At 41.7% G+C, this 25,700-nt stretch carries 23 protein-coding genes; 3 read left to right on the forward strand and 20 right to left on the reverse strand.

All coding sequences use genetic code 11. The annotated features are described in order from the left end of the window. Nucleotides 1-780: a ribonuclease HII gene (locus I6H78_RS00675; RefSeq protein ID WP_198459613.1), complete on the reverse strand. Its 780-nt coding sequence runs from the start codon at nucleotides 778-780 to the stop codon at nucleotides 1-3. Continuing rightward, nucleotides 767-1,618 carry a ribosome biogenesis GTPase YlqF gene (gene ylqF, locus I6H78_RS00680; protein WP_000201310.1) on the reverse strand — a complete coding sequence of 284 codons (852 nt, stop codon included), beginning with the start codon at nucleotides 1,616-1,618 and terminating at the stop codon, nucleotides 767-769. The genes I6H78_RS00675 and ylqF overlap by 14 nt, the downstream gene beginning before the upstream one ends. 215 nt (nucleotides 1,619-1,833) lie before the next feature. On the opposite strand from ylqF, the gene mazE reads away from it, so the two are divergent. Both mazE and I6H78_RS00690 read left to right on the forward strand, forming a co-directional pair. Beyond that, nucleotides 1,834-2,049, forward strand: coding sequence for a type II toxin-antitoxin system PemI/MazE family antitoxin (mazE, locus tag I6H78_RS00685; protein WP_001098942.1), 216 nt, complete (start codon nucleotides 1,834-1,836; stop codon nucleotides 2,047-2,049). Continuing rightward, nucleotides 2,033-2,389 (forward strand): type II toxin-antitoxin system PemK/MazF family toxin, encoded by a 357-nt coding sequence (locus I6H78_RS00690; protein ID WP_084851236.1) that lies wholly within the window; start codon nucleotides 2,033-2,035, stop codon nucleotides 2,387-2,389. The genes mazE and I6H78_RS00690 overlap by 17 nt, the downstream gene beginning before the upstream one ends. 33 nt (nucleotides 2,390-2,422) lie before the next feature. Here the strand turns inward: I6H78_RS00690 and I6H78_RS00695 are convergent, their stop codons facing one another. From I6H78_RS00695 to I6H78_RS00715, 5 genes are all read right to left on the reverse strand, one after another. Beyond that, nucleotides 2,423-3,601, reverse strand: a complete 1,179-nt coding sequence (locus I6H78_RS00695) for a hypothetical protein (RefSeq protein ID WP_198459614.1) — start codon at nucleotides 3,599-3,601, stop codon at nucleotides 2,423-2,425. A gap of 17 nt (nucleotides 3,602-3,618) precedes the next feature. Next, nucleotides 3,619-7,272, reverse strand: coding sequence for a helicase-exonuclease AddAB subunit AddA (addA, locus tag I6H78_RS00700; RefSeq protein WP_198459615.1), 3,654 nt, complete (start codon nucleotides 7,270-7,272; stop codon nucleotides 3,619-3,621). Next, nucleotides 7,269-10,544 (reverse strand): ATP-dependent nuclease subunit B, encoded by a 3,276-nt coding sequence (gene rexB / locus I6H78_RS00705; RefSeq protein ID WP_198459616.1) that lies wholly within the window; start codon nucleotides 10,542-10,544, stop codon nucleotides 7,269-7,271. The genes addA and rexB overlap by 4 nt, the downstream gene beginning before the upstream one ends. 106 nt (nucleotides 10,545-10,650) lie before the next feature. Next, nucleotides 10,651-11,070 (reverse strand): EVE domain-containing protein, encoded by a 420-nt coding sequence (locus tag I6H78_RS00710; protein WP_198459617.1) that lies wholly within the window; start codon nucleotides 11,068-11,070, stop codon nucleotides 10,651-10,653. Further along, nucleotides 11,063-11,524, reverse strand: coding sequence for a MarR family winged helix-turn-helix transcriptional regulator (locus I6H78_RS00715; protein ID WP_198459618.1), 462 nt, complete (start codon nucleotides 11,522-11,524; stop codon nucleotides 11,063-11,065). The genes I6H78_RS00710 and I6H78_RS00715 overlap by 8 nt, the downstream gene beginning before the upstream one ends. A 146-nt stretch (nucleotides 11,525-11,670) precedes the next feature. On the opposite strand from I6H78_RS00715, the gene I6H78_RS00720 reads away from it, so the two are divergent. Then, nucleotides 11,671-12,480 carry a Cof-type HAD-IIB family hydrolase gene (locus I6H78_RS00720; RefSeq protein ID WP_198459619.1) on the forward strand — a complete coding sequence of 270 codons (810 nt, stop codon included), beginning with the start codon at nucleotides 11,671-11,673 and terminating at the stop codon, nucleotides 12,478-12,480. Nucleotides 12,481-12,525: 45 nt separating this feature from the next. Here I6H78_RS00720 and I6H78_RS00725 read toward each other — a convergent pair whose 3' ends face one another. From I6H78_RS00725 to I6H78_RS00785, 13 genes are all read right to left on the reverse strand, one after another. Further along, the gene (locus I6H78_RS00725) at nucleotides 12,526-13,263 is read right to left on the reverse strand and encodes a TraX family protein (protein WP_198459620.1); all 738 of its coding nucleotides are present in this window, start codon (nucleotides 13,261-13,263) and stop codon (nucleotides 12,526-12,528) included. A gap of 144 nt (nucleotides 13,264-13,407) precedes the next feature. Then, nucleotides 13,408-14,283, reverse strand: a complete 876-nt coding sequence (gene aguB / locus I6H78_RS00730) for an N-carbamoylputrescine amidase (RefSeq protein ID WP_198459621.1) — start codon at nucleotides 14,281-14,283, stop codon at nucleotides 13,408-13,410. A gap of 9 nt (nucleotides 14,284-14,292) precedes the next feature. After that, entirely contained in the window at nucleotides 14,293-15,378 is a 1,086-nt protein-coding gene (gene aguA, locus I6H78_RS00735; protein WP_198459622.1) for an agmatine deiminase, read from the reverse strand. Beyond that, on the reverse strand, nucleotides 15,375-16,502 hold the full coding sequence (gene nspC, locus I6H78_RS00740) for a carboxynorspermidine decarboxylase (RefSeq protein WP_198459623.1): 1,128 nt from the start codon (nucleotides 16,500-16,502) through the stop codon (nucleotides 15,375-15,377). Before nspC ends, aguA begins: the two co-directional genes overlap by 4 nt. After that, nucleotides 16,502-17,761: a saccharopine dehydrogenase family protein gene (locus I6H78_RS00745; RefSeq protein ID WP_198459624.1), complete on the reverse strand. Its 1,260-nt coding sequence runs from the start codon at nucleotides 17,759-17,761 to the stop codon at nucleotides 16,502-16,504. The genes nspC and I6H78_RS00745 overlap by 1 nt, the downstream gene beginning before the upstream one ends. After that, nucleotides 17,758-18,618 carry a polyamine aminopropyltransferase gene (gene speE / locus I6H78_RS00750; protein ID WP_000366713.1) on the reverse strand — a complete coding sequence of 287 codons (861 nt, stop codon included), beginning with the start codon at nucleotides 18,616-18,618 and terminating at the stop codon, nucleotides 17,758-17,760. Before speE ends, I6H78_RS00745 begins: the two co-directional genes overlap by 4 nt. Further along, the gene (locus I6H78_RS00755) at nucleotides 18,619-20,079 is read right to left on the reverse strand and encodes an aminotransferase class I/II-fold pyridoxal phosphate-dependent enzyme (RefSeq protein ID WP_198459625.1); all 1,461 of its coding nucleotides are present in this window, start codon (nucleotides 20,077-20,079) and stop codon (nucleotides 18,619-18,621) included. 621 nt (nucleotides 20,080-20,700) lie between these two features. Beyond that, the gene (locus I6H78_RS00760; protein WP_198459626.1) at nucleotides 20,701-21,255 is read right to left on the reverse strand and encodes a hypothetical protein; all 555 of its coding nucleotides are present in this window, start codon (nucleotides 21,253-21,255) and stop codon (nucleotides 20,701-20,703) included. 178 nt (nucleotides 21,256-21,433) lie between these two features. Beyond that, nucleotides 21,434-21,940, reverse strand: a complete 507-nt coding sequence (locus tag I6H78_RS00765; RefSeq protein ID WP_198459627.1) for a YfbM family protein — start codon at nucleotides 21,938-21,940, stop codon at nucleotides 21,434-21,436. Nucleotides 21,941-22,031: 91 nt separating this feature from the next. Beyond that, the gene (locus I6H78_RS00770) at nucleotides 22,032-22,214 is read right to left on the reverse strand and encodes a hypothetical protein (RefSeq protein WP_198459628.1); all 183 of its coding nucleotides are present in this window, start codon (nucleotides 22,212-22,214) and stop codon (nucleotides 22,032-22,034) included. 21 nt (nucleotides 22,215-22,235) lie between these two features. After that, entirely contained in the window at nucleotides 22,236-23,111 is an 876-nt protein-coding gene (locus I6H78_RS00775) for a DUF4300 family protein (protein WP_198459629.1), read from the reverse strand. A 156-nt stretch (nucleotides 23,112-23,267) separates the two neighbouring features. Further along, nucleotides 23,268-25,007, reverse strand: a complete 1,740-nt coding sequence (locus I6H78_RS00780; RefSeq protein WP_198459630.1) for a glycoside hydrolase family 13 protein — start codon at nucleotides 25,005-25,007, stop codon at nucleotides 23,268-23,270. 179 nt (nucleotides 25,008-25,186) lie between these two features. Then, nucleotides 25,187-25,678, reverse strand: coding sequence for a phosphoribosylanthranilate isomerase (locus I6H78_RS00785; RefSeq protein ID WP_198459631.1), 492 nt, complete (start codon nucleotides 25,676-25,678; stop codon nucleotides 25,187-25,189). Nucleotides 25,679-25,700: the final 22 nt, after the last annotated feature.

The following is a 25,700-nucleotide window of genomic DNA, read 5'->3' on the forward strand; positions in this document are numbered from 1 at the left end:
TTACTTATCTTTCTTGGTTGAAACTAGTGTTTTGACTGGTTCAAAACTGGTTCGGTGAATTGGGGTGACACCTAGTTTTTCCAATCCTTCTAGATGTTTAGCTGTTCCGTATCCTGCATTAGTTACAAAATCATATCCAGGATATTGATCATCATAGTCCTTCATCAATTCATCCCGTGTCACCTTAGCCACTATAGATGCAGCTGCGATCGAGAGGGAGTTAGCATCTCCTTTGATAATGGAGGTTTGTGAAATTGGTAACTCCAGTTTCATGGCATCTATCAAGAGGTGCTCAGGTTGCGGACTGAGCTGAGAGATTGCTTCTTTCATGGCGAGTTTTGTCGCTTCATAGATATTGACTTGGTCAATAATGTGATTATCCATGGTACCAATACCGATTGATAAAGCTTGGTCTTGAACGGCTTGAAAAATCTCCGCATGCTTCTTTTTAGGGATTTTCTTACTATCGTTGAGGCCTCTGATTTTACAATTTTTAGGCAAGATTACCGCTGCTGCAACTACAGGTCCAGCCAGAGGACCACGGCCGACCTCATCAACACCTGCTATTAAGGTCACTCCTTGCTTGTAAAGCTCTTTTTCATAGGAAAGCATGGATTCCAAACGAAGGTCCTCATCCAGTTCAGCCTGTATGGCTTTTTTACGCTTGCTGATTTCCTTTTGAACCCCAGAACGACTATCTTTTTCCAGTTCAGGAAAAAGAGGATTGTCTAATTCTTTGACAGTAGCCAGAAGTTCTTTGATTTCTTTAATCGTCGTCATCGATGTCGTCCAATGTATCTAAGGTATAGTTACCGAGTTTTCCATCACGGACTTCCTTGACGAAGAGGCTGTAAAAGCGGTCGTAGTCGTCTCGGAAACCAAGGGCACGTGTCATATCCATGATGATAACAGGTGCTTCTTCTTCTATCTTCATTTGTTTGAAGCGTTCAGCTAGCTTTTCTGGATAATGTTTTTTGAAATAATTGAGACCAAAAATGGTCACTTCATCCATAGGGAGCAACTGGTCTTTAATGGCTCCAGTCAAGGCTAGTTTCAAAGCAACGGTTTCGTCTTCAAATTTAGGCCAGAGAATCCCTGGTGTGTCTAAAATTTCAAGGTCTTTATTGGTTTTAAGCCATTGTTGCCCCTTGGTAACACCTGGTTTATTGCCGACAACCGCAATCTTTTTCCCAGCCAAACGGTTCATGAGAGTTGACTTACCGGCATTTGGAATTCCGATAATCATGGTCCGCAAGGTTTCGATCTTGATACCGCGTTCTTTCTGGCGTGCAATCTTATCAGCCATGAGCTTTTTAGCGGCATCAGTCACAACTTTTACAGTTACTTGCTCTTTGGAGTTGATAGCCAGAGTTTGAATTCCCTGTGATTCAAAATACTGACGCCATTCTTTGGTCATTGCGGGGTCAGCCAGATCTGCCTTATTCAAAATCAAAAGCTTTGGTTTATCCCCAACAATCTTAGTTAACATAGGATTTTGACTAGATAAAGGTAGCCGAGCATCCACCAAAATCGTCACAAAATCAACAAATTTTAAATTCTCCTGAACTTGCCGCCGAGCCTTAGACATGTGGCCCGGAAACCATTGAATAGTAGCCATAATATTTTCCCCTTCCGACTAAAAAAAACGTAGTAAAAACGTTTTCTTTCTTACTACCTATTCTATCATAAATGAGGAACTTTTGCACAGGCTTTGACCACAATAAATGACAAATAAAATAGGTCCGACACATCCTTGATGCCAGTCACGATTTACTTGACTTTTTTTGCCAACAGGTATATACTTAGTGTATACTAATTCGTGGAGGTAGAGCGATGAATACAGTAAAGACTCGGAAGGTAGGGAATTCTCTCACTGTGACCATTCCTAAAAATTTAGGTATGACAGAAGGTCAAGAAATGGTTGTCTACAAAGGGATTGACGGAGTCATTGTCTTAGCTCCAAAACTGAAAGATCCTTTTGATGGGATTACTGATTTGAGAATGACAAATGATTTTGAAGGGGTAAGATCACTTGATAGCGAAATCTGAGTATATTCCTGAAAAGCAGGATATCATTTGGCTGGACTTTGATCCATCAGTCGGTCGGGAGATTCAGAAAAGGCGACCTGCCTTGGTAGTTTCTAGGAGAGAATATGCCTTGCAAACTGGTTTTGTGGCTGTCTGTCCTATCACTCATGGCCAACATCGTTTGGCTGAAAAAGGCTTGCTCGTTCCTGTCTCGTCGGACAAGGTAGATGGCGCTGTCAATCCATTTCAACTCTATACCTTTGATTTTCGGATGCGTAATGCTCAAAAAATAACAAGAATGGACACACAATGTTTTCAGAAAGTCGTCCAACTTTACCAGTACATCTTTGGAGATACTTAAATCCTACCATGCATAGACAAGGTAGGATTTTTTCTATATGAGTAACCTATCTAAAAACGGATGAAGACAATTGAGGAGAATCCCTCTAGTCCAACTTTCTTGTGCAGATGATAGATGTTCTGCCTGAAGGCATTCTTTTAGAAAATCGCGGACTTGTTCTGGTGCAATTTCAAACTCAAAGGCTTTCATCTTGTAGAAAAAATCGATGAGATGCTCAGATAAGTATTCATCTGAAAAGAGTACTTCTCCACTTTTTCGATATTCTAATAGAAGCCGAGAAAATCTAGCTTTTTCATCAGGCAAATCCCGAAAATAGGAATTAAGAAGCCAAGTCTGCTTCTGCTTTCGTTCAATAGGATCTTGATTTGCAATACGCTGATCCTTTTCCAGCTCCTTTTGGTTTTGTTTAGCCTTGATAGCCCGTTCGTCTCTATTTTTACCAAAGAGGATTTTCTCCCATTTTCGTTCTTCTTGGGTCAAGGTTTCTGTAAAGCCAAAGTAATCTTGATAGGCTCGTTCTGCAGGCCCCATGGCAAGAATGAGATTGTCAGCGTATTGCTTGGCGATTTTATCTCTTTTCTTACGTTCTTTCTCTGCTTGAATCCGTAAATGCTGTTCGTAGTCGATTTTCTCCTTGCCTAGTTTGACAAGGTAGAGTTGGTCATCGGTCTTACCAAGTAAAAAAGGTTTGATACACTTTTCCAGCACTTCTTCCATACGAGCCTTCTTATTTGGCTCTGCCTTGGTCCAACTTCCACCTTGAAAGACTTCTAGGAAGAGCTGATAGTCTCTCTCAGGTGCGAATTGATTGCCACGATTGGCTTTGAAAACACCTTTCTCCCAAAACCATTTTAAAAGTCGTTCGTCAAAGTCGTTTTTATTAACCTTGATTTTTTCCTTTTTCTGAGCCTTTCTAGTTAGGTTTTCAACTTTTCTGAGTAGTTTTTCTTCCTCTTCTAGTTGCTGATCGAGGCTAATACGATGAAAATGGCGAACACAGTCACTGCCGATAGGAAAAAGACGTTGACCAGTGGCATTGTTAAAAAGCTCGTAAGCGTACTTAATGGCATTTCCGCAGATACAATTACTGCGCCCAATACCATTAAAAATCAAGGAAACTTCATTCCATTCCTTGGTAGCTTGATCCCAAGTATCGGCTTTTGAAGCCTGTAAAACCGCATCGTGTAGGGATTTTCTAACTGGAAGTGGCATGAGGTCTCCTTTCTAGGTTATACTTTTACAACTTGAACCTCGTCTTTGCCAAGTAAGATCAAGTATTTTTCAATATTTTTAATAGAATAGGCTCGTGATAAAGCCTCTCCGTATAGCGCTAACTGGCCACGATAACGGTCTATGAGTTGACTTGGTTCGTCGTAACGGTCTGTTTTGTAGTCGAAAAGAACGATACGATCCTTATAAAGAAGATAGCCATCCAAGATTCCACGAACAACAAAGTCTTCCTGACTCTTTTGGTCGCGTTTGAGCATGGAGAAAGGTTGCTCGCGATAAAGATGGCTGGTATTACCAAGAATCTCCTGACCAAGTGATGTGTCAAAGAAAGCTAGGATTTTAGAAAGATTGATTTTGTCTCTAACAGCTGGACTAGTCTGAACTTGTTTGAGAGTTTCTGCCAGACTAGCAAGTGTTGGTTGCTGACTGAGGTCAATTCTCTGCATCAGTTCGTGGGTTGCACTACCAATCTCCGCTCCAGTTACCTTTTCTTTAGTTGAAAAATCTGGTAAATCAAAGCTGATTTGCTTTTCCGGTGATTGAGTTTGGTTAGCAATTTGTACCCCTTCCATATCCATAACGGGTTCGTAGAATTTCTTGATTTGGCTTGGGGTTTGAACACTTGATAGTTCAATGGCTGCGCGGTGAAGAGTATTATAAACTTCCACCTCTTTCAGCATTTCCAAAGCCTCTTTGATGGTTTCTGACTGGCGGTTGTCTGCTTGAGAGCTATCTTGTAGAGGACTCTTGTTTTCCAATTCTCCGATAGCTTCTCTGGTCAGCTGGTCTTCACCAACAAAACGATAGCTAAAGTTGAGATTGTCCTTGGCAAATACTTTGCTAATAGCCCAGATCCAATCTTGGAAATTTCTGGCTTGCAGTCTGGTATTGCTATCTAATTTTCCGTTATTTGCTGCTGGGTATTCCTTAGCTTCTAGCTTTTCACGAGAGCCCTTACCGACAAGATAAAGCTTTCTCTCGGCTCGCGTCATGGCAACATACAGCAGACGCATCTGCTCTGAGTAGCTAGCCAATTGCAGTTCTTCTTCATTCTGCGTATAGGTAAGGCTGGGAATGGAGAGTTTGATGGTTTTAGGATAGTGTGCTTCCACTGCTCCTGTTTCCACCTTGGCAATGTATTTGACACCAAGCCCATTTTGACGGCTGAGAATGACGTCTGACATCGAGTCTTGCTTATTGAAGTCCTGATCCATATTGAGGATAAAGACATAAGGAAACTCCAGACCTTTACTCTTGTGAATGGTCATGAGCTCTACGGCGTCTTTTGGTGGTGCGACGGCTACGCTTGCGAGATCATGCTGGGCATCCAAAACCTGATCAATCATACGGATAAAACGAGACAAACCCTTGAAATTGCTCTTTTCAAACTGGTCTGCTCGCAGAGCTAGGGCATAAAGATTGGCTTGTCTGGCTGGACCATTGAGCAAAGCACCAACATAGTCATAGTAAAAACGGTCATTATAAATCTTCCAAATCAAGTCGTAGAGTGAGTGAACTTTGGCATACAAGCGCCAAGAATCTAAAATATCCATGAATTGATTTAGTTTTTCAGCTAGAGCGGTGTGGATTAAGTTTTTCTGGCTAGCTGCTTGTTTTTGAGCATTGACCAGTTTCTCATAGAGATTTTCTTGGATTTTATCCTCTGCTTTCTGAAGGGACAAACGTGCTAACTCGTCCTCATCAAAACCAAACATAGGGGACTTCATAAGGGCAACCAAGGCGTAGTCTTGCAGGGGATTGTGGATGACACGAAGCGTATCCAGCATGACTTGTACTTCTAGGGATTGGAGATAGTTGTTTTGCTCACCGTCGGTTTTAACTGGAATTCCGTACTCAGACAGTGCGAGTAGAATCTGGTCATTTCGACTGCGACTGGAAGTCAAAAGGGCAATTTCCTTAAAGGCTACACCTTTCTCTTGATGGAGCTTCAAGATTTCCTTGATGACCAGACGCATTTCACCAGTTAGTTTCGATTCTGTTTGGCTCTCTTCCTCCTCTTGCCCACTATCGTCCTTATCGTAGAGGAGAAATTCTGCCTTGTTGTCTGGATTAGGAGTCAGCTTGGTATTGGCAAAAACAAGCTGGTGCATGCTATCATAGTTGATTTCGCCGACCTCTTGGTCCATAAGGCGTGCAAAAACATCATTGGTTGCAGACAGCACTTCTGAACTACTACGGAAATTTTCCTTAAGAAGAATCAACTTGCCTTCTTTATGATTTTGCGCATAGCGTTGGAATTTTTCATTGAAAATTTGGGGATCTGCCTGACGGAAACGGTAGATGGATTGCTTGATATCTCCCACCATAAAGCGATTGTGACCATTCGACAGCAATTCCAGCATCCGTTCTTGAATGTGATTAGTATCCTGATACTCATCGACCATGACTTCATGAAATCGTTCCTGATAAGCCTCGCGGACTTTAGGGAAATTCTCTAAAATCTCAATGGTGTAATGGCTGATATCAGCGAATTCAAAGGCATTTTCCAAACGTTTACGCTCACGATAAGCCTCCACAAAATCACTCATAAAGGTTTGGAAGGTTTTAGCTAGCTCCCAAGTATCTTCATGATAATGTTCTTGGTAGTCGAGAATCGTTATCTGGTCCGCCAGTTGTCCTAGTTTAGAAAACAGGGTCTTTCTTTCATCGTTATAGGCATCAGCCAGTGTCTTCAAATCGGCCTTACGACTAGAGTTAGCCAGAGCTCGACCATTTTTCTCCTTAGAGATGGCAACAACACGTGCAAGCACTGCTCGATAAGCCTGGCTATCGGACTCTTGATTTAAGGAGCCAATTTCATCCAGAACCAGCTGCACATTTTCTAAATAGGCAGCTTTTGGAAACTCCTTGGCATCGTTATCCAGATGATAACGAAAGAAACTTTCCAAGTCCCAAAGCGCCTGCTTGATTTGCTCAGTTAATTTGTCTTTTTCAATTACAAAGTCAGCTTCTTCAAACCCTTTGAGAAAAGACTCGTTCAACCATTTTTGGGGACTGCTGGTGGATTGGAGGAAATCATATATTTTGTAGACTTGCTGGCGCAGACCACGTTCATCCTTGCCACGCCCAGCAAAGTTTTTCACCAAACGACTAAAGGTCTCTTTATTTTCACCTGGGTAATGGGCTTCAAACACCTGATGAAAAACTTCGTTTTTGAGGATTAACTGTTCACTTTCATTTTGTAGAATACGGAAATTTGGTGCAATATCAATCAGATAGCCATGTTTACCGAGGAACTTTTGTGTGAAGGAGTCCATAGTTCCGATGGCCGCGTTTGGCAGATCTGCCAACTGACGTCCCAAGTGTTGTTTGAGATCAACATCTCTACTTTCTTGGATTTGCTTGCTGATTTTTTTCTCCAAGCGCTCCTTTAGTTCAGTAGCAGCCTTGACGGTAAAGGTCGAGATAAAGAGTTGGCTGATTTCCACACCTCGCGCTAACTGATCCAGAATGCGCTCGGCCATAACAAAGGTCTTCCCTGAACCAGCAGACGCTGAAACAAGGATATTTTGCCCTGCGGTATAAATGGCTTCGATTTGCTCAGCTGTTTTCTTTTGTTCCTTGTTCGAACTCGCTTCTGCTTCTTGCAGTTTTTGAATTTCTTCCTCAGTTAAAAAGGAAATGGGCTTCATCGATTCAACTCCTCTCTCATTTTCTCAAACCAAGCTTGCTTGAGCTTTTCTCCGACCAGACGCTTACCGTCAGCTAAGTCCAACTTCTCTAGGAAACGGGCTTGTCCTAAGTGGTAATTGGCTTCAAATCCAGTGATGGCTTGGTGTTGCTGGACATACGGGGCAATACTTCTGCCGTTTTCTGTGTATGGATTAATGGCAAAATGGCCTTCTAAAATCTTCTCAGCTGCCTTCTTGTAAAGATGGGCATTGTAGTCCAATAAGAGCTGGAATTCCTCGTCTGTCAGCTGATTAGCCTTGTTTTTGTTGTAAAATTCGCCCAAGTGACTGCTTTCTTTTTCTAAAAAGAGTCCCTGGTATTTCATAGATTTGCTGGCTTCTGCTACTGCTCCTGCCAGACTTTTAACAGCTAATAAAGATTGGACAGGCTCAGCCATTTCCAAGTACATGGCACCGAAAAAGTTCTGCTCCCCTTCTCTTTTTAGGGCAGCAAGATAGGTTGGCAGTTGGGAATTAAGCCCATTAAAGAAATGAGGAAACTGGAACTGAGTCAGACTAGACTTGTAGTCCACCACTCCTAGCGCTCCATCAGCTTTCAGGCGGTCAATACGGTCAACCTTGCCTCGCACATGGACACTGCGACCATCGTCCAATTGAATAAAGGCCTGATCCTTTCCACCAAATGTTGCCTCCTCTTGGATGGTTTCAATGGCTGGATTATGACGAAGGATGTGGCCTGTTGTCCGCGCAACATCAAGCAGAATTTCCTTGGTAAACTGGGCTTCCAAACTTTCCTGATAAATAGCTTCAAATTCGCGTTCTTGGCTGGTTTCCTTGATAGCTTGCTCCAAACGCTGATCAAAGGAATTTTCAGCAGGGAGTTTCAAGGTACGTTCAAAAATACGATGCAAGAAATTCCCATGACTGCGAGCATCAGGACGAAGGCGCAATTCTTCCTGCAAACCTAAGACATAACGGAGGAAATAACTGTATTCATTGCGGTAAAACTCCGTCAAACCAGACGTAGACAGGCAAAACTCCTTGTCAGCGGGATAGAGAGCCTGCAAGGTCTCTTTCTCTAATGGCTTGCTACTTGGATTAGTTGGGATAACTGGATTTGTAAGACCTTTTTGGTCAAGTTTTTTCCCCATGATACGAGCCAAAACCTTGACAAAGGTCAAATCTTGCTCAGTATTACTTGTCTCGCCCTGCTGATGATAGGCAACTAGACTAGACAATAGACTGTGATAAGAACCCATATCATCCTTAGACAGACTTTTTTGATGAATCTTCTTCTCTGTCCGGCTAAATCCAAAACTCACCAGTTCCTGAAGATAGGCCGTTTCCTTGCTCTCATTTTCATTAAGAAGACTTGGTGCTGACAACACCAACTGCTTACGGGCGGCATTGACTAAAGAAAGCATGGTATAGCGATTTTTCTTGAGATTTTCGCTACTTGCAATCAGTAATTGTGCTCCCTCTTCAGTAGCTTGGTTTAGGCTTTGTCTTTCTTCATCTGTCAATAGACTGGTGTTTTGCGCAATTTTTGGCAAATGATCCTGAGTGAGTCCAATGGCATAGACAAAGTCAGCGGTCAGAGGTGCAATCAAATCGTAACTCTGCACCAGAACAGTGTCCACTGTCGCTGGAATAGTGCGATACTGAGATAAAGTCATCCCTGAGTGGAGCAAGGCTAGGAAGTCCTCCAGACTAACTTGCGAACCATCAAAAACCGTCGCAAATTGTTCTAAAGCATGACAAAAGGCTTTCCAAACTTCAGCTTGTCTTTCCTGTTCTAGAGTTTCCATAGTAGCTGTCAAATCTTGCATCTGCTTGCTTAAAGCAGCATTTTTTAGAAAAATACTCCACTTTTGCAAGAGATTTTCAGCTTTTTGCTTCCGACTGGCAAATAAGGTTTCAAGTGGTACCAAAACTCGCAGACGAATGGCGTTCAAACGTGCCAAATCAAATTTTCCGTGGTGGGATTTTGTGAAGGTCTGCTGAAAAGCTGGCAACCCATTGATGCCAAGATAGCGGAGATATTGCTCAAAAGTATCAATATCATCCTGACTAAGGTCAGTATACAAACCAGTTCTGAGGAGATTAATCAAATCTTCTTGACGAAAACGGTAGCGTTTCAAACGCAAAATAGATTCGACATACTGGGTTAAGGGGTGGTGAGCCATAGATTCACTTCTACCAAGATAGAAAGGAATCTGGTACTGGTCAAAAATGGTCTTTAAGGACAACTGATAAGAAGCCACATCTCCTAAGAGAATACGAAAATGCTTGTAACTCAGTTCTGGATTGTCATGTAATTGTTGACGAATGCTGCGGGCTACCAACTCCAACTCTTCCTTTTGTGTCAAACAAGACCAGATTTGCAGATTTTCACGGTCTTTCTCATCGATATCTAAAGCGAGTTCTGAAAAGTCATAAGTAGACTCCAGCAAACGAGAGGCCTTGTCAAAACTATCGATCTTCTCATGCGTCTGAGAACAATCCTGAGCAGGTATTTGGTATTTTGCCCCCAAATGATGGAGGAATTCCACACTGGCTTGGTAGAGATTTCCTTCAGTGAACGGACTGGTATAGGCTTTCTTGCTTGCATAGGCACCAATAACAATCTCGGCACCTTTGCGATGGAGTAGATCCACTACACGCTCTTCCTCAGCAGAAAAACGGGTAAATCCGTCAATTACCAAGGCAAGTTGACTGAAATCACTACTTACCTTATCATTCTCAATAGCCTCAATCAAATGGGACAACTGACTTCCCTGAGCCAACTGACCATGATTGAGATAGGCCGTTACTTTCTCAAAAATCAAGAGTAAGTCTGCTCTCTTGTCCTCATCCGTCAAATTTTCTAAGTCCAAAAAGCTCATCTGAGCAGTCGTCATCTCATGATAAAGTTCAACCAACTGCTGGATAAATTGAGGATCCTGCTTAATTGCACCATAAACACGTAAGTCCTTGGGATCGAGTTCCGCAAGGCACTTATAAAAAGCCATCCCAAGCCCGATGTCATCTAGACTAGTTTTAGTCGGCAAATCATTCAAGACCAGGTAACGAGCCATTTGAGCGAAACGCGTGACGGTAATCGCAAAAGAAGCCTGCTGGGACAAGCATTCCAGCACGGCGCGTTCCTTTTCAAAAGAAAGAGAGTTGGGGGCGATGTAGAAGACCCGCTTGCCAGCAGCAACTAGCTCTTCCGCCTCTCTCGTTAAAATTTCAGTCAAAGAAGTCCGAATATCAGTATAAAGTAATTTCATCTCAGCCTCGTTTGCTTTATCAAAGTTTCTTACTCTATTATAGCAAAGTTCGCTTCACAGTCCAAATCCAAAATTCTAGTTGACAATCATTTAATTAGCAAATCAATCATGCTTCATCATCCACTTTCATATGCTGAAAGATATAGAGGAAAAAGTCTTTGGAAACTTCAAAATGTCCATAACGAAGTCGAGAAGTATAGTCTCTCCATTCAGGATGTTGTCTGGCTATTTCTATGGAACAATCTTTGACTGGTTGATAATACTCGACATTTCGTCTAAAGGGAAAGAATCCTTCGAATTGCTCTACTTGATGGGCCTTGTCGTCTATAATTTTACCTACGGCCACAAAAGCCTGTAACTTATCTTGACCATTCATATCGTATTTTGGACTATAGTATAAAAGGTAGTCTCCTTTTTTCATACGATTTAAGGGGCCACCCTTTCCATGACAGACCTGACAAAAATTTCCTTCAACTCCTCTTAAAACATGGTTCTTCGAAACAACTCCGACCCAATATCTAGGCATTTTTATCCTCCAACTCTACTAACAAACGATTAAAAACTTCTCTATCGTTAGATAGTTTTTCAAAAAATTCTTCATCAACACCTTCTACTAAGGGTAAAGCTTGATTGGCCTTCTCCGCGCCAGACTTCGTCACTGAGACCAGTTTTGCCCGGCTATCCTTTGGATGTTGATCTCGTCCAATGTAGTCCTTCTTCTCCAGTAGCCTAACAATCTGGGAAACCGTCATGACATCCATACCAGTGAACCGAGCAATATCAACTTGCGTTACATATTCCTCTCTATTAGACAGAAACAAAAGCGAAGTCAAAACGATAAATTGGGGCAAAGTGAGGCCAACTGATTTCAAGACTCTTTTTAAGTTGCTTTCCCACTTGTTGTAGACTTTGATGAAAAGAAGACCTGTAGACTCTGTTTCATCATTTTTGTAAATTGAATTAAACTGATACTTTGACATTATCTCTCCTTAAATATTAAGTATACATATTATATAAGAATTTATTTTGTTTTTCAAGAAAAGGAAAGCCGAATGTTACAATTCTGTCAGACATTTTATAGTCTATATGCTATAATAAAAGCAAAACACCTAGAAAAGGAAGTCTTATGATTAAACTACTTGCCTTGGATATGGACGGAACCCTCCTTAATGAAGCCAAGGAAATCCCTCAAGCCCACATTACTGCTATTCACCAAGCCATTGAAAAAGGTGTCAAACTGGTTCTCTGTACAGGTCGCCCACTTTTCGGTGTCCTTCCCTACTATAAAAAACTAGGACTTGACCTCCAGAATGAGTATGTCATCGTCAATAACGGTTGTTCAACTCACCAGACCAGTGACTGGAGTCTAGTTGACTGGCAAGAACTCAGTCCAGCTGACATTGAATACCTCTATGACCTAGCTGAACAAAGCGACGTCCAGTTGACTCTTTTTGATGAGAAACATTATTTTGTTCTCGGTGGCAAGCCAAATGAAATTGTTCAAAATGATGCCAAGCTAGTCTTTTCAGACCTAACTGAAATTTCCCTTGAGGAAGCCACCAGTGGTAAGTACCGTATGTTTCAGGGTATGTTTTTAGGCACCAAAGAGCAAACAGACGATTTTGAGCAGCGGTTTACTGAGGAACTCTGCCAGCGATTTAGCGGTGTTCGTTCGCAGCCTGTCATTTATGAAGCCATGCCACTTGGAACAACAAAGGCTACTGCTCTTTCTCGACTAGCAGCGATTTTGAAGATCGAGCCCTCAGAAATTATGGCCATGGGCGATGCCAATAACGATATCGAAATGCTTCAGTTTGCAGGACTTGGCATTGCTATGGGAAATGCCAGCGACCATGTCAAATCCTTAGCCAATGACGTTACGGCTAGCAATGAAGAAGGTGGCGTCGCGCGTGCCATTGAGAAGTATATTTTATAACAAGAAAAAGCAAATAGAGAGAATTTACTGCTATTTGCTTTTTTGCTATTTAACTAAATAAGCAATCAAAGTTATGATCCATAGATGAGCTGGGTAGAAAATATAAAAGAAATATTTACTCCAACTAGTTTCTTTTCCTCGCTGTCCATTATACAAGGCCATAAAAGGAAAAACGGTGATAAAGAGCCAGTCAGAATTGAAAAGCATCATTTCCAGTGTTTGGTGCCAAGTGTCGTAAATTTGGATGGAAGTCACTAACAAGAAGGCCCACAGAAAGGCATAGAGGAGATTTCGCAAGCCCTTGCGATTTCGACAAGAGTAACTAATCAAGAGAAATGGTAGCATGGTGATGCCACCCTCAGTAAAAAGACACCCGAAAATCAAGAGCCCAGCAAGCCCAATCCGACGCCACAACTTCTCCTTTTTATCCAACTCTTTTCTGGGAAAACCAATCCAAAGCATGGTAACACCGATGGCCAAAGTCAGGAAAATATTATTAGTGACCATTACTCCTTTGGATACAAATAGGGCATTGAGAAGGCTATTTCCAGCAAACATGATAAGCGCCCAACTCCAAAGGCGGATGAGGTAGTTTTTCAAATTTCGAGTATGGATAAATCCTTCCATAGCCATATAGGCAAACCAAACTCCCACACAACGGGTCAAGGCGTGAAAGATGCCTTCCCACAAAGGAGAAACGATCCCTGTGATATGAGGGATATGGTCTAGAACCATTACTGCCGCCATCAGATACTTCAACTGAGTCGCATTCCATTTTTTCATAATAAACCTCTTTCTTTTTGATCTACATAGAGTATAGCATACATTTCCACGTATAATCGTACACCCATCTTACATTTAAAAAGCCTATCTTACATTTTTGTAAGACAGGCGTGAATATCAAAAAATTATTATGATATTTATCTTCTAGTCGGTAATCCGTTGGTACATTTCTGGTCTTCTATCACGAAACAGTCCCCAGTTGAGGCGTTCACTTGCTCCCTTGTCCAGGTCATAAGTTGCTAACAGAACAGCTTCTCCTTGTCTTTCAGCTCTCTCTAGAATAGCTCCTGTTTCATCCGTCATAAAGGAGGAACCGTAGAAGTCAAGACTAGAACTCTGTCCGCCATTTTCCTCACTAGGAGTGACTTCCTCCAAACCATAACGATTGGCTGCAATGACTGGGACAATATTAGCTGCTGCGTGCCCTTGCATAGTACGTTGCCAGTGACCACAACTGTCTGTATCCAAAATTGGCTCTGAACCAATAGCTGTTGGGTAAAAAAGCAATTCTGCCCCATCCAATGCAAGACAACGGGCTGTTTCAGGGAACCATTGATCCCAACAGATACCAATTCCAATCTTAGCATAACGAGTGTCCCAGACCTTGAAGCCAGTGTTACCAGGCGTGAAATAAAACTTTTCTTGATAATAATGGTCATCTGGTATGTGGGTTTTCCGATAAACGCCAAGTACCTCTCCATCTGCATCAATGATGGCGATTGAGTTATATAAGACATTCCCATCTTTTTCGTAGAAACTAATCGGTAAAACAACATTTAGTTCCTTAGCAAGCTCCTTGAAATGCTGAATAGCTGTATTTTCTGTCACCGACTGGGCATACTGGTAGTAGTCATACTGGCGTTCCTGACAAAAATAAGGACGTTCAAACAATTCGGGCAAGAGAATGATTTGTGCGCCTTGTTCTGCAGCCTGACGTACTAGACGTTCCGCTGTTTGGATATTCGTTGCCACATCCTTAGCACATTGCATCTGGATCGCTGCAACTCTTACATTTCTCATCTTTTTCTCCTATTCTGGGATTTGTTGGGTGATACAGTGGATATTGCCACCACCTAAGAGAATATCTCTAGCTGCTATTCCTACGACTTTACGGTCTGGAAAACACTTGCTGAGGATATCTAGGGCCACTTGGTCATTGACATCCTCAAACTGGGGCACTAAGACAGCCTTGTTGGCAATATAGAAATTGACATAGGAAGCTGCAAGACGTTCACCTGCATAACGCTCTTCTTCCCCTTCTTCATAGATGTAGCCTGGCAAATCCTCTTCGGTTACAACTTGTCGAACTGCAGGGATAGGCAATTTATGAATGGTGAAGGGACGCCCTTTTGCATCCGTTTCCTTCTCTAAAAGCTCTAAATCAGCTACTGACATGGCATATTGGGGATCATTTTGATCATCTGTCCAAGCCAAGACAAGTTCTGCAGGACCAACGAAAGCGGCAACATTGTCAACGTGTTCATTGGTTTCGTCCTGATAAATACCATAAGGCAGCCAGATAACGTTTTCAGCGCCAAGGCACTCTAATAAGGTGTTTTCAATTTGCTCTTTAGACAGGTGGGGATTGCGACCAGCGCTTAGTAGGCAACTTTCAGTCACAAGAATGGTCCCTTGACCATCGCTTTGGATTGCCCCGCCTTCCAGTACAAAAGGTTTGGCATCGTAAACAGGCATTTCCAATGCCTCAGCAAAACGACTAGCTACTTGGTTATCCTCTTCATAATCTTGATAAAGACCATCTACAGCTCCACCCCAGGCATTGAAAGACCAATCGACTGCCAACTTGTCTCTTTTATCATTGACGAGAATAGTCGGACCAGTATCACGGGCCCAGGCATCATTGGTAGGAATATCTAGATAAACGACCTTGTCTCCGAGATAGGATTGGGCTTCAGATAGATGGTCCCGTTCCACCAAAAGATAAACAGTTTCCCCTTCTGCTATGGTCTTGATAATTTGGCTAAATGCTTTTTTTGCAGCCTTTCCTTGAAAAGGCCATGAACCTGGTCGAGTCGGCCAAATCATCAAAGTCCCATGATGAGCTTCATACTCTGCTGGCATACGATAGCCTAATTTTTTTGGACTGTCCATCATGATAATCTCCCTTTAAAGTCTTGATAGCCAAAGGCTTTGACTAAGCTGCAGTCACCTCGCTCGTCCATGAGATAGAGACTTGGCAAGCCAATACCGTTAAAGGTATTATTTTTGACAAAAGAATAAATGGCCATGTCTTCGAAATAAAGTCTATCACCGATTTGGACTGGATTTTCAAAGCTATAATCACCAATCACATCGCCCGTCAGACAGGTATTGGAAGAAAGTCTATAGGTATGGGCTTTTTCCTGTGCCTCAAAGCCATTTCTCAAAGGTGGACGATAGGGCATCTCAAGTACATCAGGCATATGGCAGGTCGCAGAGGCGTCTAAAACCAAGATTTCCATACCGTTTTCGACAATATCCAATACTTCAGTTGCTAGATAACCCGCATTGAGCGCAATGGCTTCACCAGGCTCAATATAAACTTCAAGATTGTAAGTTTCTCGGATACGCTTGATTTCAGAAATCAGCAAATCCACATCGTAGTCTTTTCTTGTGATGTGGTGTCCTCCACCCATATTGAGCCATTTGACCTCATGTAAATAAGGTCCAAACTGTTCTTCTACAGCTTTCAAAGTTGTCTCTAAATCATCTGCCCCCTGCTCACAAAGGGTATGAAAATGAAGACCATCTACTAAGTCCAGCAAATCACTCGGTATCTTCTCTAAAGTAACTCCAAACCGAGATCCCGGAGCACAAGGGTCATAGAGCGCATGATCTCCTTGGGTAGAACATTGAGGATTGAGGCGCAAACCGACACTAATACCAGCCTCTCGGCAACGAGCCCCATGTTTCCGCAACTGTCTCTCCGAGTTGAAGACGATATGGTCCGTTATCTCCAGCAATTCCTCCAAGTCTGCATCCTTGAAAGCAGGTGCAAATACATGGACTTCCCCTGGGAACTCTTCTCTAGCTAGCTTAACCTCATAGAGACCACTAGCCGTCGTACCTGATAGATACTGACTAATCAAGGGATAGGTTTTGTAGAGGGAATAAGCCTTCTGAGCAAGTAAAACCTTGCAGCCCGCTTCTTCCTGAACTTGCTGTAAAATACGGCAATTGGCTTCTAACTTGGCCAAGTCAATGACATAGGCTGGTGTGGGTACTTGTTCTAACTTCATTAGTCCACCATTTGTGGATTTTCAACCACAACCCATGGCAAGCCGTACTCATTCAAAGCTTCCATGAATGGATCTGGATCCAATTCTTCAAGATTATAAACACCCGGTTGTTTCCAAGTACCGTTCATCACTAATTTGGTCCCAATCATGGCTGGAACTCCTGTTGTGTATGAAATTGCCTGTGACCCAACTTCTGCGTAACATTCCTGATGGTCGCAAACATTGTAGATATAGATAGCCTTTTCAACACCGTCTTTGACACCTGTAAAGATACAGCCGATATTAGTTTTACCAACTGTGCGTGGGCCAAGGCTGGCAGGATCAGGAAGCAAGGCTTTCAAGAATTGAATCGGTACAATGTCTTGTCCATTAAAGTTAATAGCATCCGTACGAAGAAGACCAACGTTTTCCAAGCATTTCATATGCGTTAGATAGGATTGGCCAAAAGTCATAAAGAAACGAATCCGTTTGACTCCAGGAATGTTTTTGGCCAATGATTCAATTTCTTCGTGGTGAAGGAGATACATGTCTTTTTGTCCAACCTGAGGGAAATCATACTCACGCTTAATTGACATGGCTTCGACTTCGACCCATTTTCCATCTTCCCAGTAAGAACCTGGAGCAGAAACCTCGCGGAGATTGATTTCTGGGTTAAAGTTTGTTGCAAATGGATAACCGTGGTCACCACCATTACAGTCTAGAATGTCGATATAGTGGATTTCATCAAAATAGTGTTTGAGGGCATATGCTGAAAAGACGCTGGTTACACCTGGGTCAAAGCCAGATCCAAGCAGAGCGGTCAAGCCTGCTTCTTTGAATTTTTCCTGATAAGCCCACTGCCATGAGTAGTCAAAGTAGGCTGTAAAACCAAGGTCCTTGCAACGTTTTTCATAAATGGCACGCCATTCTGGATCTTCTGTGTCCTCAGCCTCATAGTTGGCCGTGTCGATATAGTGGACACCTGTCGCCAAACAAGCATCCATGATGGTCAAATCTTGGTACGGTAGAGCTACGTTCAAAACGGCTTCTGGTTTGTAGCTTTCAATCAAAGCAATCACTTCTTCTACCTTGTCAGCATCAAGAGCAGCTGTCTCAATCTTAGTACTTGTTTTGCCTTCTAATTTAGCCTTCAAGTCATCACATTTTGACTTGGTACGACTGGCAATCATAATCTCTGTAAAGGTTTCACTATCTTGGCAAATCTTTGAAATAGCAACTTGGGCAACGCCCCCACATCCGATAACTAATAAACGACTCATTTTTTTCCTTCCTCTTCTTCTAAAATGTCCTCAACATACTTGGGCAACATAAAGGCTCCCACGTGTAAGTTTGCAGTATAGTATTCCGTGAAAAGCTGGCGTTTTTTCCAGCCTTCCTTGTCAAAATCTTTGACAGGGTGATATTTTTTCGATGCAAAGCCAAATAACCAATAGCCAGCTGGACTGGTTGGGATATGGGCCTGATAGACTCGGCTGATTGGAAAGGCTTGATTGACCTTACGGTGCATACTTCGGCAAGCTGACTCATCTTCGTCAAAGAAAGGACTCCCATGCTGATAGATCATGATGCCGTCTTCCTTCAGAGCTCTGTAACTGTTACCGTAAAATTCCTTGGTAAAGAGCCCTTCCGTATGTCCAAATGGATCTGTCGCATCGTTGATAATGATATCGTAATCATCCTCACAGTTTCGTAAAAAACGAAGCCCGTTTTGATAGTAAATGGTAACACGAGGGTCATCAAGCCCTGCAGCAAAGTCTGGGAAATACTCACGACAAACCTCAACCAACATCTCATCTGGTTCTACAATATCGATTTGTTCCAATTCTGGATACAGTGTCAAAACTTGGGCAACACCGCCGTCACCACCCCCTATAACCAAGACTTTCTTTGGATTTGGGTGGACAGCCATGGGAACGTGGACCGTCATTTCGTTGTAGACAAAATCATCCGCATCTGAGAACAAGACATGCCCATTTAAAATCAGTATTTTCCCAAAAGCTGGTGTGTCTAAAACTTCGATATCCTGCCATTCACTTTTACCGGCGTAGAGTTGCTTGGCAGTTCTCAAGGACAATTTCACATCTGGAGTATGAACTTCAGAAAACCATAAATCCATCTAGTTCTCCTTTCTTTCAATGACGTTGATGTGATTGACCTCTGGATCTTCCGTCCCTTGGAGGGAGCAACCACGCTCTTTGGCAAACAGGATATAATCCACAATTTCTCGTGTAATGCGTTCACCTGGTGCTAGGATTGGAATTCCTGGAGGATAGCACATGACAAATTCCCCACAGACTTGTCCAACAGAATCATCCAAGGTTAAACTTCTTCTCTCTGAATAAAAGGCTTCCTGAGGAGACAGCACTAACTCTGGCTGGATATATTCTCCAGCTATCAAGTCCTTTCCATCTCGTGAGTAAAGTCTCTTAATATCAGCTAAAGCACCAACCAGACGCTCAATGTCTTGGATGCGGTCACCAATTGAAATATAGGCCAATATATTGCCAATATCCCCGAATTCAATCTGAATATCGTATTCATCTCGCAAGAGGTCATAAACCTCGATACCTGTTAGCCCAATTCCCTGAGTGTAGACTGACAGCTTGGTCACGTCAAAATCACAGACTGACACACCGTCTATTAACTCTTTTGAGTAGGCATAGTAACCACCGATAGCATTGATTTCACGACGAGCGTATTCGGATAGCTCAATGACTTTCTCAAAAGACTCTTTGCCACGAAGAGCTAAGTTACGACGTGAAATATCCAGACTAGCCATCAACAAGTAAGATGCTGATGTTGACTGGGTCAGGTTGATAATCTGACGAACGTACTCAGGATTCATCTGCTCCCCGATAAGCAGGATAGAGCTCTGAGTCAAACTTCCGCCAGACTTATGCATAGAAACTGCTGCCATATCCGCCCCAGCATCCATAGCGGATAGCGGCAATTTATCTGTAAAATGCAAATGCGCTCCATGGGCTTCATCCACTAAAACCAGCATGCCAGCTTCGTGAGCCATCTCTGTCAATCCCTTAAGATCTGAACAAATCCCATAGTAAGTAGGATTGTTGATTAGGATAGCTTTAGCATCTGGATGTTCCTTAATGGCCTGGGTAGCCCGGTCATTTTCAAGACCTAAAGCGATGCCAATTTTAGGATCTACACTCATCTCGATATAGATGGGAATGGCACCACATAGAACCAGCGCATTGATAGCAGATTTGTGGACATTTCGTGGCAGAATAATCTTATCTCCTGCCTTACAGGTCGAAAGAATCATGGTCTGAACTGATGAGGTTGTTCCCCCAATCATGAGAAAGGCATGGGCTGCGCCAAAAGCATCCGCAGCCAGCTCCTCCGCATCTCGAATAATCGAAATGGGATGGCCTAGATTATCCAAGGGTTTCATCGAATTGACATCAATACCAACACATTTTTCCCCTAACAGTTCGACCAGTTCTGGATTTCCCCGCCCACGCTTGTGACCTGGCACATCAAAGGGAACAATCCTTTTCTTGCGTAGCTTGACCAAGGCCTCATAAATTGGGGCTTGGTTTTGATCTAACTTCTTCAAGACATACTCCTTTACCGTATTTTTAGCACCTCAAGAAGATAAAGGCGCTAAAGGTTGACTTATGAAAAAAGAGCAGGTTTTCACCTGCTCTGCAATCTTCTGACGTGTGTATTTTGGTTTCTGTTGAGTATGTCTGTTCCTGATGTTTCCTAACTCTCTAGTAGCAAATATTACGTACTTTATTGATCGTTTCACAAGATGACGTGTGCTTTCACCACACTAAAAATTTATGAATTAGGACAAGCGTCCTAACATCAACTTATAAAAGTAGGCTTTTAACCCTATCAATAATGTGGCTTTTCAACCACGCTTCGGCATTCAACCCTGCCTGTCCGTAGGCATTTTTTACTCGGGTTTATATTTGCTAGAAAACATCTTCTCATTTTCTAAGCCTTATAACTATATCATGTTTATAAGAGCTTGTAAAGGATTTTGTGAAACTTTTTTAAACAATTTCTTTTTTTGTTCGTAAAATATTATTCATTAATAAAAGGAAATCGCTTTAAAACGTCAAAGATATAAGAAAAAAGAAACTACAACCATTAGATATTTTAATAATCTTAAAGTATGACTTGATATTGAAAATCAATTCTTTTCATCAGATTTTATATATATTTCCAGCTAGGAAGTGCAAATCAACTGCTCCAATTCTACTTTTGAAAGCTGTCCTTGATTGTAAAGTTTTCTAAGTAAGTCCTCATCTACGGTAATTGAATAGTAATCCGTCACAAACTCATGAAATTTCTCAAAACTGTCAAAGAAATAGGATAACAACCATTCGCCACCGTCCTGATCTTGGTGGCTATTTTGATGCTCTTGACCGTCATACCAGATAAAGAAGGTTGTTTCATCTTTTTGCTCTTCTGAGTAAAGGTTTTGATACTTTTCATCTAGTCCTCTATAAAATCCGTCTATGATGTCTTGATTCCACTCGTCAGCAGCAAATTGACTCAAACTGCTTTCATGATCAAAACCCTTTATAAGGATCATTTTATCAGTAAAGATCACATCTAGAGAATCACCAGAACCGTTGTCGATAAGGTAACGGACCCCATAGCTCTCCTCAGTCTTACTGATCAATCGAAGCCAGGTCTTGTTTGGATCTGTTCGATACTCATCAATGACGAGCAAAGCGTCTAAGCGAGTCTTTACCTTGTCCCATTCAATTTTTCCCATCTCTTTAATTCTCCGTCTTAAAGTTTAAAATCTATTATGCTTACAAATTCTATAACCAATTTCTATCTATCCCGTCCGACTACACGGTGGAATATTTCCTGCACCAGACAAGTCATCAGGTGTTCGGTTTTCTAGATGTGCATTCATCACGCACCTGACTAACAGTTGGTAAAAGCACTTAACAAATAGTCACTAAGATATTTCCCTTGAGATCTAAGATTTTCTTGTAAAAGTCTTTCATTTTTACAAAGCTGGTTCGAATATCATTCTTGATTTCTTCCTCTTCTTCAAGATAATCCCAAATATCAGGGTATAAATCTGCCTTCTTGCATGCTTCCATGCTAAAATCTGTCAGAGCCCCATCCATGTCAAAATTCTCTAAAGCTTGAACAATCTCAGCTATCTTTGAGTGTTCAGTATAGGCTATATATTCTGACACATTTTCTAAAGGGGTCACTCCCAAGACAGCTTCTCTCAAAGGATCTTCATCCATAAATTCTGAACTACTAAAACCTGTCATAGCAAAGAGTAAGGCATCCCACATTTTGTCAATATCTATCAACGTCTCATTTTCCTTAGTAGATTCCTCGACTAAGTCAAGCAATTCCTCTTCCTGACGAGAATCTCGCATTATTTGGCTTAATTCATTGTCAGATAGATATCGATAATTAGCAATCATTCCCATAATGTTTCCTCCTATAAGTTCCTTAGGATAGCACTAATGTTACTAGTTCCCTTTCTTGAAAAGGCATAATACTGTTTTTGGACTCTCCTCCTTATTTCAAATCCTCATCATCTGTCACCTCCCAGACTTCTGACTGATAGCCCTCACCGTCAATATCATAGCGCTGCATATAGCCAATAAATCTTTCCTTTTTATTTGACTTACGAGGCTTGAGAATGTTTACAGCCCAGAATCCGATAAGAATAATAACTAAAAGCGCTATTACAGTCTCCATATTGCTTCTCCTTTGCCTATCTTAATATCCTTCAACCCATTTTTCATTGTCCATGATGAAAGGCTTAGCAAGTCCATCACCTGTATAATCCGCATACTTTGTAGCTAAATACTTGTAACAATCCTCTTTACTCGCAAACTTAATAGCTTGATAGGGCTCTTCAAAAGTCAGTTTCTCTACAAATAAGAAACCCTCCTCAGCTGGCACTAAAACACCAACATGCCCGACAAAAAGATACTCTCCATCCAAATTGTCATGCAATACAACAGACAACATTCGAGCTTTATCATTGAATTGAAACTGAGAGAAGAATTTCTCCATCTTCTGCGCGTGAACTTTTACATCCGTCGTTGCTTCCGTCTCCACTCTAGAAAATAGAATATCAAACTCTTCCTTATCTTTCGCATCAAATACTTTTCCCTTATCGATAGCATCGTTATCCACAAAAAGCAGCTGATCATTCTTTTCAAGTTTTGGAATGGTGACCGAATTTTTTAAGAGCGCATAGCTATTGATGCGACAGTTGGTCCCAACAAAGTCACCCTTTTTTTGATTCCAGAGATTGCTGATTTTCTCTACGTCATATTCTGTCTTCGTAAAGGAGGTAAAATCCCCACTTAAACCAGTGGAGCCGACAGTCACATTATAGTCTGTAACAAGATTGAAAAATGCCTCAACACTATTTGGATCCAAGTGAGCTGATAAGAGAGATTTGACCTCTTCGGAACTTACCTGACTGTTTAAATTGGTATATGAAGCCGTCCAAGGAACTTTATCTGAACTGGTCTGTGTCTGATTTGCAGCTTCAGTCCTCGTATTATTTTGGTGACAAGCAATTAGTCCAAGTAATAAGGGCAAACACAGTCCTAAGGCTACTACTTTTCTCGTTCGTTTCATGCAATTTCCCTTCTAGAGCGCAAGTCTCTATTTCATTTTAAACACACTCCACTAATCACTCCTCCAATAATCAGTGACTTAGCTATATTATACTACATAAGTCAAAAAAAGACTGTACGAATTACCCATTCATCACAGTCTTTTTGAGTACGATTTTTATCGGATTATAAAACCTTTAGGCAAAATTTTCAATTGCTGTCCTAGTTCTTGGCAATGACTGGCTAGCGCTACAGCATCACTATCTACTAGATAGTTTTCAGCCGATTGGTTAAAAATAGCTTGGATTTTTTGTCCATCATAATCCCATGACAGAGATAACACATCTGGCTTGATTTCTTTTAGGCTATAAGTTCCATGTTGGATAATGCCTGAAACATTCTTACGAAGCTGGATCAATTTCTTCATGAAGTTCAGCATGTCATTACTGTCTGAAACACGGTCCCAAGGCATGACACGGCGACAATCTGGGTCTGGTCCGCCACCTAACTCCAACTCAGTTCCATAGTAGAAACACGGTGTCCCTCTTTGTAAAAAGAGACAAGCAAGGGCAGACTTAACGAGTTGGACATCTCCCTTGGCAGTAGCCAAAATCCGCTCCGTATCGTGCGAATCCAAGAGATTGAACATCACTTCCGAAATCTGCTGTCTATAGTACATAGACTGACTATTGATCTCATCGATGAATTGAGGTGTCTTCTTAGTCCCACGCAAGAAATAATCCTTGATGCTATCAGAGAGAGGATAGTTCATGACTGCGTGGAATTCATCGCCATTTAGCCAGGGCCGAGAAGTGTGCCAGACCTCTCCAAGAATATAAAGGTCAGGCTTTTTAGCCAAAACGGCCTTACGGAAATCTCGCCAAAAATGATGGTCTACTTCATTAGCTACATCTAAGCGCCAAGCATCAATATCAAACTCTTCAATCCAGTAGGTCGCAACGCTTAGCAAATAGTCCCTCACTTGAGGATTGGCCGTATTAAGCTTGGGCATATAGCTGGCAAAGGCGAAGGTATGATAAGGGAGTTTTCTTGGATTTCCAAGCTTATCCTTGGTCACTGGGAACTCTTGAATATGGAACCAGTCTTTATATTCCGACTTTTCACCATGCTTGAGAACATCCTGCCACTGCGGAGACTGATCCCCGATATGATTGAAAACAGCGTCCAGCATGATTTTCATCCCTCTCTGATGAGCCTCATCCACCAGTTTACGGAAGGTTTTCTTATCTCCAAAATGATGGTCAATTTCGAAATAATCCGTCGTATTGTATTTGTGATTGCTTGGGGATTCAAAAATCGGACAGAGATAAAGGCCTGTAATCCCCAAATCTTGCAAGTAATCCAGATGGTCAATGATGCCTTGTAAATCACCACCAAAGAAATCACTCGTTTTCGGTTTGATTGATGAATCCCAAGCCAGAGTCTCTTCGGGAGAAATCTCAGGATTGCCATTAGCAAAGCGCTCTGGGAAAATCTGGTACCATACCGTCTCTACTACCCAGTCAGGAACATGGCAAGCATCAATCTCATGGATATACGGGATTTTAAAGCCATTTCCTTCATAATGAAGGTTTTCTAGCGTGTTTTCAACACACCCCTTATCGCCATATAAGATCTTCTGACCTTGCTTATCCTTGAGTTCAAAGAGATACTGGAGTCGCGCATAGCCAACCGTAACTTCCACTTGCCAGTAATCAAATAAGGCATCGGAAGTTACTTTGACCATCGCCTTGCTTGCTTCATAATGGTCCTCTAAAAAGATAAAAGTGTCTCCATAATGCAAATGGATACTTTCAATATCATCTTTCTTAGTCCGGATACGAATATGCATTATCTTTTCCTTATAAAGATAAGCATACTCCGACTCTGGTCTATGGTAAATGGCAGTTAATTCCATTGTATCTGTCTCCTAGTTTACTTTGAATCTCTTTACAACGCAAACGTTTTCATCTTTGTTATTCTAGTATACTACTTTAAAATTTTATTTTCAAGACTAGTCCGTAGTTTTGAGTGGATTGTTTTCGAGAATATAAAAAAGCAGTAAGTCTTAATAGCTACTACTTTCTGAATGATGATTTACAAATGTCTTTCCAGCCACTCTATCTTTTTAAAATCCTTATTGTTATTGTGGTCATTTCGATAGGAATCTTGGGAAGAAGCCTTGTATATACTGAAATACTGTTCTAAACTTGGAACACGAAACGTGATATCCTCGAGATGAATCAACTCTATATCTGATTCCGAAACTCCTGCAAAATCAGGTAATGAATCGATACTCCCAAATTCAACACTCACACCATCTTTTTGGAATTCATGCTCATGAATATCTATTAAGGTATAGCCTAAGTGATTCATCACTTTCATTATCTTGTCCCAGTCATAAATCCTGAGATGATCAGGTGCTTCCCAACCTCTAGGGTCACCAGGCACATGAATGTCAATGTCAGACGGCCCCCATTCTTCATTTGAACGGTATTCAAACCCCAAAGACCCCATGAGCGTCGGAGTGATTCCGACTTGGTTTAAATGAAAACAAATTGTTCGAAATTCATCAAATAGAGAATTCATTTCTCCTCCAATCGTTGATATA

Origin of the sequence: Streptococcus oralis (assembly GCF_016127915.1) — a bacterium.
GTDB lineage: Bacteria > Bacillota > Bacilli > Lactobacillales > Streptococcaceae > Streptococcus > Streptococcus oralis_BO.

Coding starts and splice junctions, on each gene's coding strand:
- I6H78_RS00675 (WP_198459613.1), bottom strand. CDS start 780: ATGACGACGATTAAAGAAATCAAAGAACTTCTGGCTACTGTCAAAGAA.
- ylqF (WP_000201310.1), bottom strand. CDS start 1,618: ATGGCTACTATTCAATGGTTTCCGGGCCACATGTCTAAGGCTCGGCGG.
- mazE (WP_001098942.1), top strand. CDS start 1,834: ATGAATACAGTAAAGACTCGGAAGGTAGGGAATTCTCTCACTGTGACC.
- I6H78_RS00695 (WP_198459614.1), bottom strand. CDS start 3,601: ATGCCACTTCCAGTTAGAAAATCCCTACACGATGCGGTTTTACAGGCT.
- addA (WP_198459615.1), bottom strand. CDS start 7,272: ATGAAGCCCATTTCCTTTTTAACTGAGGAAGAAATTCAAAAACTGCAA.
- rexB (WP_198459616.1), bottom strand. CDS start 10,544: ATGAAATTACTTTATACTGATATTCGGACTTCTTTGACTGAAATTTTA.
- I6H78_RS00710 (WP_198459617.1), bottom strand. CDS start 11,070: ATGCCTAGATATTGGGTCGGAGTTGTTTCGAAGAACCATGTTTTAAGA.
- I6H78_RS00715 (WP_198459618.1), bottom strand. CDS start 11,524: ATGTCAAAGTATCAGTTTAATTCAATTTACAAAAATGATGAAACAGAG.
- I6H78_RS00720 (WP_198459619.1), top strand. CDS start 11,671: ATGATTAAACTACTTGCCTTGGATATGGACGGAACCCTCCTTAATGAA.
- I6H78_RS00725 (WP_198459620.1), bottom strand. CDS start 13,263: ATGAAAAAATGGAATGCGACTCAGTTGAAGTATCTGATGGCGGCAGTA.
- aguB (WP_198459621.1), bottom strand. CDS start 14,283: ATGAGAAATGTAAGAGTTGCAGCGATCCAGATGCAATGTGCTAAGGAT.
- aguA (WP_198459622.1), bottom strand. CDS start 15,378: ATGATGGACAGTCCAAAAAAATTAGGCTATCGTATGCCAGCAGAGTAT.
- nspC (WP_198459623.1), bottom strand. CDS start 16,502: ATGAAGTTAGAACAAGTACCCACACCAGCCTATGTCATTGACTTGGCC.
- I6H78_RS00745 (WP_198459624.1), bottom strand. CDS start 17,761: ATGAGTCGTTTATTAGTTATCGGATGTGGGGGCGTTGCCCAAGTTGCT.
- speE (WP_000366713.1), bottom strand. CDS start 18,618: ATGGATTTATGGTTTTCTGAAGTTCATACTCCAGATGTGAAATTGTCC.
- I6H78_RS00760 (WP_198459626.1), bottom strand. CDS start 21,255: ATGGGAAAAATTGAATGGGACAAGGTAAAGACTCGCTTAGACGCTTTG.
- I6H78_RS00765 (WP_198459627.1), bottom strand. CDS start 21,940: ATGGGAATGATTGCTAATTATCGATATCTATCTGACAATGAATTAAGC.
- I6H78_RS00770 (WP_198459628.1), bottom strand. CDS start 22,214: ATGGAGACTGTAATAGCGCTTTTAGTTATTATTCTTATCGGATTCTGG.
- I6H78_RS00775 (WP_198459629.1), bottom strand. CDS start 23,111: ATGAAACGAACGAGAAAAGTAGTAGCCTTAGGACTGTGTTTGCCCTTA.
- I6H78_RS00780 (WP_198459630.1), bottom strand. CDS start 25,007: ATGGAATTAACTGCCATTTACCATAGACCAGAGTCGGAGTATGCTTAT.
- I6H78_RS00785 (WP_198459631.1), bottom strand. CDS start 25,678: ATGAATTCTCTATTTGATGAATTTCGAACAATTTGTTTTCATTTAAAC.